Genomic DNA, 10,541 nt, shown 5'->3' with positions numbered 1-10,541 from the left:
TTTCAGAATTTTATAGTGCTTTCTTCTATTTTTGAGACTTTTTGCCCAGCCTCACGCCTGTTTTAATGTTCTCTAATATTTTTCGTCATTATAGTAGAAACGGAGTTTTTTGATATAGTAGTACTAAGACGCCAGTAGCCCCTATCGGGTCTCTTGGCTAAAAATTGAGCCTGTAGTCTCAATTTTCCTTGTGATAGAATCTGTTATGACAGATTCTATCACTCGTACTACTATAAAAACTCCTTCTTCTACTAACTTTAATAAGTATTCGTTAAAGTGGAAATAAGTTATTACGTAATTTCATGAATATCGTTTCAAAAAAATTTTGACATTTCATAGTGGCATGACACATGAGACCGAAGGTCTACTGCCGTCTTAGTAATACTATACCAAAAACTCTCATTTTTTACGTTCTCTCATAATTACCGTTCCAAGTGGAAATGATATTTTATAGTAATGTGAGCAATAGAATCTGTCACACAGATTCTATTGCAGGGAAATTTGAGACCTTAGGCTCAAATTTTAGCTATGAGACAGCAAAAGCTGGCTGCTAGCGTCCTAATACTACTATACAAAAATATCACTTTCCACGCCCTCTACTTCTTAATAAAACGTGACAAGACGACACTTGCAATGACAATAACTGTCACAATAATCCCTAACACAATTCCCCAACCATGTGCAAGACCCGTTAAAGGAACCGTAATATTCATTCCAAAAAATCCCGTTACAATATTCGGAATCGTTAATAAAATCGAAATAATTGTTAACAATTTCATCGTATCATTCAAATTATTATTCAAGACATTATTATAAGTACCTGATAATTGTTGCAAAATCTGAAGATTAATGGAAGTCATTTCCACTAATTGCTTCGCTTCAATTAAACTATTCTCTAATTTTTCTTCCTCAGCAAACTCTAATTCCTTAAACAATGCTTGATTCTTTAATTGTTCTAATACAATCGCATTTTGCTTCGTTGCAGAAACTAAATAAACACTCCCAATTTCTAAGTCAGACAAAGCAAATAAATTTTTCTTAGTAGTCTTATGTCGCAATTTTTGACTCACTAACTCTTGCTCTTTCTTTAAACTTTCAATCTTTGGAAAATAATTTTCAGTAATCATCATTAAACTTGAAAATAAAAATGTAAACAGTGACATATTCGGTCTATCTTCCAATTCTTTTCTCATCGTCTCTACAATATACTCATTATGTCGGTTCGAAATCGTAATAATTTGATCCTTTCGAACAATAAAAGTCATTGGAACGGTCTCATATCGATTCTCTCTCTTCGTTTGTTTAATGACATTATAAATCACTACTAATGTTTCTTTTGGACGACAATATTCAATATGCGCTCTTTCATTTTCATCAAGAGCATACTCCACCATTTCTTTATCAATTTGATACGTTTGATAAATTGTAGAATAATCAGTAATCTCCTCTGAGTTAATATTAATCCATGCACATGAATGCCCAAAATTCTTTTCAACCATAAATATCTCCCTCCATTAATCTACGTAAGTGTATCATAATTTAAAAGGTTGATACTAATAACTAAACTGAAAAAATATTGAACACAAAACAAGGGAATATGAGTTTTTATAGTAATATGAACCATGAGACCGCAGGTCTGCTGCCGTCTTAGTACTACTATACAAGAAAATATTTTTTTAACGCACTCCCATACTTATCATTCCAAGTGGAAATGATATTTTATAGTAGTATGAGTAAAAGAATCTGTCATACAGATTCTTTTACAGGGAAAATTGAGACCTTAGGCTCAATTTTTAGCCAAGAGACCGTAAGGGCTTCTGGCGTCCTAATACTACTGTACAAAAAAATTACTTTATCATACGCATTCTCATAAATTTCGTTTCAAGTGGAAATGAGTTTTTATAGTAGCACGAGCAATAGAATCTGACTACAAATTCTATTGCAAGAAAATTTGAGACCTAGGCTCAAATTTTAGGCATGAGACCGAAGGTCTGCTGCCGTCTTAGTACTACTATACCAAAAACTCAATTTCCACGCCCCCTACTTTTTCATAAGACGCCCCAATATCACACTGACTAATATCCAAATTCCTAAAATAATTCCTAATGCAATTCCCCAACCATGAGAATGTTCTGTAAAAGGAATTTGCACATTCATTCCAAAAAATCCCGTCACAATATCCGGAACCGTTAAAAGAATCGAAATAACCGTTAATAATTTCATCGTATCATTCAAATTATTATTCAAAACATTATTATACGTACCAGATAATTGCTGCAAAATTTGAAGATTGATCGAAGTCATTTCCACTAGCTGCTTTGCTTCAATTAAACTATCTTCTAACTCTTCTTTTTCTACATCATCTAATTCTTTAAACACAGATTGAGTCTTCAATTGCTCCAATACAATTGCATTTTGTTTAGTAGCTGAAACTAAATACACACTACCGATCTCCAAATCTGATAAAGCAAACAAATTTTTCTTTGTTGTTTTTTGTCGTAACATCTGACTTAATAATCCTTGTTCTTTTTTTAATTTTTCAATTTTTGGAAAATAATATTCCGTAATCATAAATAAACTAGAAAATAAAAATGTAAACAGAGATATATCTGGTCTTTCTTTTAATTCCTCTTTCATTGCTTGAACAATGTATTCATTATGATGGTTTGTAATCGTAATAATTTGATTTTTACGTACAATAAATGTCATAGGAATTGTTTCGTATTGATTTGAATTTAATGATTGCTTAATCACATTATAAATAACAATCAATGTTTCTTTACGTCGATCGTATTCAATATGAGCACGCTCATGTTCATCAAGGGCATACTCCAACATTTCACTATCAATTTCATACGTTTCATAGATAGATGAATACTCACTAATTAAATCTGAATTTATATTAATCCACGAACAAGAATTTCCAAAATTTACTACCGCCATAACCTTCTCCTTTAAAATTTTTTTATATCAATTTATTATATTTTAAATAAAAAGGAATAACAAATAGTATAAATAAAAAAAGACTTTCCATAATAGTAAAGGAAAGTCTAATTATAAACGTACTCTCATATTTATCCGTACAAATACAAATGACTTTTCACAGTAGTACGATAGCCAAGAGACCCGAAAGGGGCTTCTGGCGTCCTAGTGTTACTATATATAAAATCCTATCCGCTAACGTTCTCTCATAATATCCATTAAAATACAAAAGACTTTCCATAGCAGTATGAGCAATAGAATCTGTTACACAGATTCTATCGCAGGAAACTTCAAGACCAAGGCTCGAAGTTTAGGCATGAGACTCGCATCAGCGAGGCTGCTGCCGTCCTAATACTGCTATACCAGGAAAGTCTATTTATATTATGTTACTCTTCGTTCATCAACGCTTCTAATTGTTCTAGTCGTTGTTCGAACACATTCATTGCATCATATAGATATTGAGTTTGCGTCATATCTACCCCTGCTTTTTTCATAACCTCAATTGGTTTGTCACTACGTCCAGCACGTAAGTAGTTCAAGTAAGCCTCTAAATCTTCAGGAGTACCATGTAAAATCTTATCTGCTAAAGCAGTTGCTGCAGCCATACCAGTTGCATATTGATATACATAATAATTCATATAGAAGTGAGGAATACGAGTCCACTCATAAGCAATTTGCTCATCTTGAATAACATTTGCATAATATTTTTTATTAATGTTTGCATAAATCTCAGAAATAGCCGCTTGAGTTAATGGCTCACCATTTTGATCTGCCACATGAATTTGATGCTCAAATTCAGCAAATTGAGTTTGACGGAAAATAGTAGATTTAAAACGATTTAAATAATTATTTAAAATATATTTTTGACTCTCTTTATCCGTATGTTTCTTCAATAAGTAATCTGTTAATAAGTTTTCATTCGTTGTAGAAGCAATTTCCGCTAAGAAAATTGAATAATCCCCATATTGGAATGGTTGAGTATGACGAGTGAAATAACTATGCGCACTATGTCCTAATTCATGCACTAATGTAAAGAAGTTGCTTAAATCATCGTGCCAGTTTAATAAAATATAAGGGGCAGTTGCATAACCACCTGATGAATAACCACCACTACGTTTACCAACATTTTCAGCAACGTCAATCCAACGTTGATCGTAGGCTTGTTTAAGAATATCTTGATACTCTTCCCCTAATGGTTTCAATGCTTCAAAAGTTGCTTTAGAAGCTTCTTCATAATTATATTTAATTGGAGCTTCACCAGTAATTGGAACATGCATATCATACATATGTAATTCATCTAGTCCTAAAGCTTTTTGTTGTAAAGCGATATAACGATGTAATAATGGTAATTTTTCATTCACTACTTTTACTAAAGCATCATATACTTCTTCAGGAACTTGGTTAGAAGCTAATGCAGCTTGACGACTTGATTCATAGTTATGAACCAAAGCTTCAAAGTTATGAGCTTTCACTTCAGAACCTAATATACTAGCAAATGTATTTTTTAAGTCAATATATGGTTTATATTTTGTTTTAAATGCATTTTTACGAACTTCAACATTTGTTGATTCTAAGAATGTTGTATAGTTTCCGTGAGTTAATTCCACTTCTTCCCCTTTTTCATTCTTAACTGTTCCAAATTTAATGTCCGCATTATTTAAGAAGTTAAATGTTTTTCCTGGTCCTGAGAAAACTTCATTTGCTTTTGATAATAAAGCTTCTTCACGATCAGATAATACGTGACCTTTACGAATACGAGCTACTTCTAATGCAACACGGAATTCTTCTAGACGTGGTTCTTCTTTAAAGAATTTTTCAAATTCTTCATCTGATTTTTCTAAGATAGCTGGTTCAAACCATGATGAAGCACCTGATAATTCAACATATACTGAGAAAGCACGTTGATTTAACACTTGATTTTCATCATTTGTTGTATCTTGGTCAGCTTTTAAATGTGAATACACATAAGCTGTTTCAATTTTTTCATCTACTTGATTGTTCAATAATAAGTAGTTATATAAATTTTCTCCAGATTGTAATGCTGTTTCTTTACTTGCAGCAATTACTGGAATTTTTTCTGATACAAAAGCTAAATCAGCTTCAAAACCAGAATTATCTGGATAGATTAATGTTAAGTCCCATGTTAATTCTACAGGAACTTCTGAACGAGTTAATGGTTTTTTTTCACTCATTTGTTCTCCCACCTTCACTTTAAGATATGAAACTATTCTACTATGAATTTTTAAATTTATAAAGGGAAAATCCTTAAAAATTAAGACTTTCTTATCTTCTCTCATTCTCAATAAGCTAATTGAGAATGAATTTCACTCTCATCTAGTTTAGAATTATTCTAATCTAGAAAATTTTATGTTATGATGTATTCAACAAATAAAACATGAGGTGAAAAAAATATGAATATTTTAGAACAAAAACAAATTCGCTATACAATTACTTGCGGAACATTAATTATTTTAGGACTAGTTGCTAGTTTTCACGGATTGAATCTAGTATCTGTGATTTGCTACTTAACAGCGTTCTTAGTTGGAGGATTCCACTCAGCCATTGAAGGAATCCAAGAAACAATCCAAGAACAACATTTAAATGTTGACTTATTAATGGTATTAGCAGCAATCGGTGCTTCTATTATTGGTTACTGGTTAGAAGGAGCTTTATTAATTTTTATTTTCTCATTAAGTGGAGCTCTTGAAGAATATGCTATGGCAAAAAGTGAAAAATCAATGACAGAATTATTAAACTTACAACCAAAAACAGCTACACGTATTCGTGATGGTCACTATGAAACAGTAGACGTTGAAGACTTAGCAATTAATGATGTTATTTTCATTAAAAAAGGAGAAGCTGTTCCAATGGACGCTATCCTAACAGAAGGTGAAAGTTTATTCGATGAAAGTATGATTAATGGTGAACCACTTCCAGCTAACAAAAAAGTAGGCGAAGAAATTTTCGCAGGAAGTATTAATTTACACCAATCTTGTACAGCTACTGTTCACAAAAATGCAGATGAAACTGTAATGGCTTCTATTATTCGTTTAGTAGAAGAAGCACAAGAACAAGAAACAAAAACTAGTAGCTTTATTAATAAAATTGAAGACTCATATGTAAAAGTTGTTTTAGTATTAGTTCCATTAGCCATTGCTCTATTCTACTTTGGATTCCAATGGACTTGGCAAGAATCTTTCTATAGAGGAATGATTTTATTAACAGTAATGTCTCCATGTGCCTTAGTTGCTTCCGCTAGCCCTGCTATTTTAGCAAGTTTATCTAATGCAGCAAAACAAGGGATCTTATTAAAAGGTGGAGAAGCTTTAGAACAATTATCTTCAATTGAATCAATTGTTTTAGATAAAACTGGTACATTAACAAAAGGAAAACCAACTGTTCAACATGCAGTAATTGTTAATGAAAACGAAGAAGAAGTTCATGCAATGATGTATGAAATGGAAATCCGTTCAACTCACCCATTAGGAAAATCTATTACAGCATATACACAAGCTTACAAAAATTCTGATGCGATTTCATTTGACAGCTTTGAAGAAGTGATTGGAAATGGATTAATTGCAACAGCTCAAGGTTCAACTTGGAAAATTGGTAAATTAGCTTGGATTGATGCAGAATGGAAACAACACACAGCATTAGCAACTGAAATTGAAAAACACTTAGAACAAGGTGAAATTGTTTTAGCAATCGAGAAAAATGGACAATTCATCGGTTTCTATGCCATTACAGATGAAATTAAAGAAAGTAGCCAATCTGTATTACACTACTTTAACAAAGAAAATATTCAAACGATTATGATGACTGGTGATTCAGAATCAACTGCCGAAGCTGTAGCAAAACACTTAGAAATCTCTGATTATCAAGCAAATTGTTTACCTGAAGATAAAGCAACTTATGTTAAGAACTTATCTGATAAAGGTGTTTCTGTAGCAATGGTTGGGGATGGTATCAATGACGCTCCTGCTCTTGCAAATGCAACAGTTGGAATTGCCATTGGTGAAGGAACTGCTTTAGCAATTGAAGCAAGTGATATTGTGTTATTAAAAAACAATTTATCATTAATTAAATATGGTCACGAATTATCTAAAAAAATGAAACGCATTATTTTACAAAATATTGTGTTCTCACTATCAGTGATTACGATTTTAATTTTAGCAAATGTTTTCCAATTCATTAACTTACCTTTAGGTGTTATCGGACACGAAGGAAGTACTATCTTAGTAATCTTAAACGGATTACGTTTACTAAAAAAACTATAAAAAATATATGACTCATAATAGTAGCTAGGACGCAAGCAGCCAGCGAAGCTGTCTCATTGCTAAATTTCGAGCCTAAGGTCTCGAAATTTCCTGTACTAGAAGCTACTCGGCTTCTAGTACTTTTGCTACTATTAGAAAGTCATTTTTATTTTTTTATTCTTCATTTAAAAATGCTAACAACGCTTCAGAAAATTCTTCTGCATATTGGAAAATAGAACCATGCCCCGCATTTGGATAGATGATTAATTCACTTCCAGCAATTTTTTCGTGCATCTCATATGAATTTTGAGTTGGCACTTGTAAGTCATTATCCCCATTTACAATTAAAGTTGCCTGAGTTATAAAAGAAAGACTATCCTCTTCATCTTGTCCCCAACGTTTAATTGATTTTAATTGAGTCAAAAATCCTGGAACATTCATTTCTTTGTCCGCATTTTCTTTTGTTCTCTCACCCATACGATTCAATACTTTCATCGCTTCTTGGTATCCTTTTTCATCATGATTATAGAAAATATAACGTTTTGAATCTACTCGATGTAACATTGCTTTCAACATAAAACGGAATGTTTTACTAGTGACTTTATCCATTTCAAGACCACCTCGTAGACCAGTTCCTGCTAATACTAAACGATTAACTAAAGAAGAATTTAAACGGACGATTTCTTGAGCAACCATTCCACCCATAGATAATCCTAATAAATTAATTCGTTCATAACCTAATGCTGTAATGATTTCAATAGCTTGCTCTGCCATTCCAGGAATTGTATCAGCAACTTTTCCCTGACTAGCTCCAACTCCAGGTAAATCCATTACAATAATATGATGTTTTGCTGCGATTAAATCTAATAATTTTGGATCCCAATTATCTAAAACTGCCGCTAAATGCGTAAGCATGACTAATGGAATGTCTAAATTTCCTTTCCCTAATTCACGATAAGCAATTTGATTTCCTTTTACACTAATGAATTGATTTTTAGTTTGAATATAAGACATGTTATTTTTCTCCTTCGAATGTTAAAACTGTTTTTCCTTTTGAACGACCATTAGCTACTTTATCTAGTGCCTTATTCACTTCTTCAAAAGAATATACGGTATCAATGGATGGTTTAATTTTTAATTGTTCAAAAATATTTGCTACTTCTTGTAATTGGCGTCCGTTACTTTGAACAAAGATAAAATGATAATGAATATTGTATTTTTTAGCTAATTTATCAAATTTACGTCCTGCTAACCAAAATAATATTTGTTTCCATTTAGGTAATTTCATTCTTTTAGCAAAATCACCATTCGGCATTGCTCTTAACGAAACTAATTCTCCTCCTGGTTTCATGATTGACATTTGTTTTTCAGTTTCTGCACCACCTAGAGTATCTAAAACATAATCCACATTTTGTAATGTTTGAGTATAGTCTTCTGTTTTATAATCAATAAATCGATCCACGCCAAGTGCCATTACACGTTCTTTATTAGCTACATCACCATTTGTAATAACGGTTAATCCCTTTGCTTTTGCAATTGGAATTGCCATTCCACCAACTCCACCAGTGCCACCTGAAATAAAAATTGTTTTTCCTGCTTCTGCTTTCATTAATTCCAATGCTTGCATAATCGTCAAAGCTGTAAGTGGAATTGCTGCTGCTTCTACATCGTTTAAATATTCTGGAACTTTTGCTAAGGCTTTACTGTCTACTGCAATATATTCAGCAAATGCACCAATTGAATCAAGTGGCAGTCTTGCAAATACACGCTCTCCTAATTTAAAATTCTTTACTTGATTTCCAACTTCTTCGACTACTCCTACAAATTCATTTCCCGCTGTTTGCGGAAATGAATAAGGAACAATTAGTTTCACTTCTCCTCTTGAAATCATATTATCTAATGGATTCACACCTGCTGCTTTTACTCTTACTAAAACTTGTTCACTAGAAATTTTTGGTTTTTTAATTTCTGTTATCGTTACTGTAATATTTTCTTTATGGTATCTTGTATGTTGCGCTGCCTTCATTTTGATTCCTCTTCTTCCTTGTATCTAATGAAGATACATGTTTTCTAAAATATTACTGACTTATTTCTAAGTCAGCGTTTTGAATCTTTTGCTGTTTGATATAAATTATCGATAACATCTTTCAATGTTTTATTTTTTAATTCTCTTTCTAATTCTTCTTCTACATCAGAAAAAATAGGTGAAATAGCTCCTTCGATATATCTTCCAACTGGACAATTTAAATTTCTATTTTGATGGACTGGGAATAAACTAATACGTTCTACTTCCTGTGTCGCAAAATAAATTTCTAATAAACTAAGATCTTTTGGAGATTTCGTTAATTCATATCCTGATTTTCCTTGCTGTGAAGAAATAATCTCTGCTTTTTTTAATAAAGCAATGACTTTACGAATATAACTTGCATTAGTTCCAACACTTTCTGCTAAAGATTGAGAACTTAAAATAGTACTACTCTCACTTATCATTGAAAGAATATGTAATGCAACTGAAAATTTAGTATCCATAATTTCGCCTCTCTTAAAGTTGTATCTGATACAAGAACAAGTTTACCCTATTTATAAATTAAAAGCAAGTAGTTTTTCAAATAAAAATATTTAATACACTTAGAAGTGAAATAGGGATTCACTACACGTCAATAGATGTGAGGAATCTTGATTTTAAGCGATTTTTGAAATTTTAAATTTCACTACATTGCAATAAAAATCAACCGAATCACTACCTTTTTTGAAATAAGAATATGGATTCGGACGATTAAAAGTAAGAGAAACTTCATTATGAGGTTTCTCTTTTTTTATATTTTCATTCCTAAAAATTTTTGAAATAGAGTAATCTTTTCTAAAATTTGTGGAATCCAAAACGTAAGCTTAACAAGACTATTCTAACCAAGAACGTATACAACCAAACACTTTTAACGCTATTATAAAGCAACAAAGCAAAAACTCCAGATTAGAACCTTCTAAGCGGTTCATAGACTGGAGTTTTTTATATATCTGTTCGCTAAATGTTTACATTTATATCATTAAAGTTATTTTTTTAACTCGTTATGTAATCATTTATATTTTCGTTTTAATAATGGGCTAGTTCCTAAAATTAACCCTAAAAATCCTAGCGACGCAAGCAATTTATTATCTTCTGTACCAGTGTTTGGAAGTTCAGATTTATTATTTTAACTCATTTTGTTCGCTTTTTATATTTAAGGTTAGACTTTTATCTCAGACTCTTTCTACTATACCGGCGGCCGGGGTCGAACCGGCACGTCCTTGCGGACACTGGATTTT

7 protein-coding genes and 1 pseudogene are annotated in these 10,541 nt (G+C 31.9%); 1 reads left to right on the top strand and 7 read right to left on the bottom strand.

What is annotated here, in order from left to right; translation table 11 throughout:
- Nucleotides 1-596: 596 nt before the first annotated feature.
- The 3 genes from RWL86_RS07720 to pepF all read right to left on the bottom strand — a co-directional run bounded on the left by RWL86_RS07720 (nt 597) and on the right by pepF (nt 5,174).
- Nucleotides 597-1,499: a magnesium transporter CorA family protein gene (locus RWL86_RS07720; RefSeq protein ID WP_314078571.1), complete on the bottom strand. Its 903-nt coding sequence runs from the start codon at nt 1,497-1,499 to the stop codon at nt 597-599.
- Nucleotides 1,500-2,040: 541 nt separating this feature from the next.
- Nucleotides 2,041-2,943 carry a magnesium transporter CorA family protein gene (locus RWL86_RS07715; protein ID WP_314078568.1) on the bottom strand — a complete coding sequence of 301 codons (903 nt, stop codon included), beginning with the start codon at nt 2,941-2,943 and terminating at the stop codon, nt 2,041-2,043.
- A 425-nt stretch (nt 2,944-3,368) separates the two neighbouring features.
- On the bottom strand, nt 3,369-5,174 hold the full coding sequence (gene pepF / locus RWL86_RS07710; protein ID WP_314078565.1) for an oligoendopeptidase F: 1,806 nt from the start codon (nt 5,172-5,174) through the stop codon (nt 3,369-3,371).
- 219 nt (nt 5,175-5,393) lie between these two features.
- Here pepF and RWL86_RS07705 point away from each other — a divergent pair, with 219 nt between their 5' ends.
- Nucleotides 5,394-7,259: a heavy metal translocating P-type ATPase gene (locus tag RWL86_RS07705; RefSeq protein ID WP_314078562.1), complete on the top strand. Its 1,866-nt coding sequence runs from the start codon at nt 5,394-5,396 to the stop codon at nt 7,257-7,259.
- 153 nt (nt 7,260-7,412) lie between these two features.
- Here RWL86_RS07705 and RWL86_RS07700 read toward each other — a convergent pair whose 3' ends face one another.
- From RWL86_RS07700 to RWL86_RS07685, 4 genes and pseudogenes are all read right to left on the bottom strand, one after another.
- A complete protein-coding gene (locus RWL86_RS07700) occupies nt 7,413-8,252 on the bottom strand; it encodes an alpha/beta hydrolase (RefSeq protein ID WP_314078559.1) in 840 nt (279 codons plus the stop codon).
- A gap of 1 nt (nt 8,253) precedes the next feature.
- Nucleotides 8,254-9,264 (bottom strand): NADP-dependent oxidoreductase, encoded by a 1,011-nt coding sequence (locus tag RWL86_RS07695; protein ID WP_314078556.1) that lies wholly within the window; start codon nt 9,262-9,264, stop codon nt 8,254-8,256.
- Nucleotides 9,265-9,335: 71 nt separating this feature from the next.
- Complete coding sequence (locus RWL86_RS07690) at nt 9,336-9,767, bottom strand: Rrf2 family transcriptional regulator (protein ID WP_314078553.1); 432 nt, start codon at nt 9,765-9,767, stop codon at nt 9,336-9,338.
- 545 nt (nt 9,768-10,312) lie between these two features.
- Nucleotides 10,313-10,417: pseudogene (locus tag RWL86_RS07685) on the bottom strand (LPXTG cell wall anchor domain-containing protein); the annotation flags it as partial.
- Between the last annotated feature and the right edge of the window lie 124 nt (nt 10,418-10,541).

This window comes from uncultured Granulicatella sp., assembly GCF_963515095.1.
Classification (GTDB): Bacteria; Bacillota; Bacilli; order Lactobacillales; family Aerococcaceae; genus Granulicatella.
The sequence above is the reverse complement of the archived record's forward strand: the minus strand, read 5'-3'. Positions and strand labels throughout refer to the sequence as shown.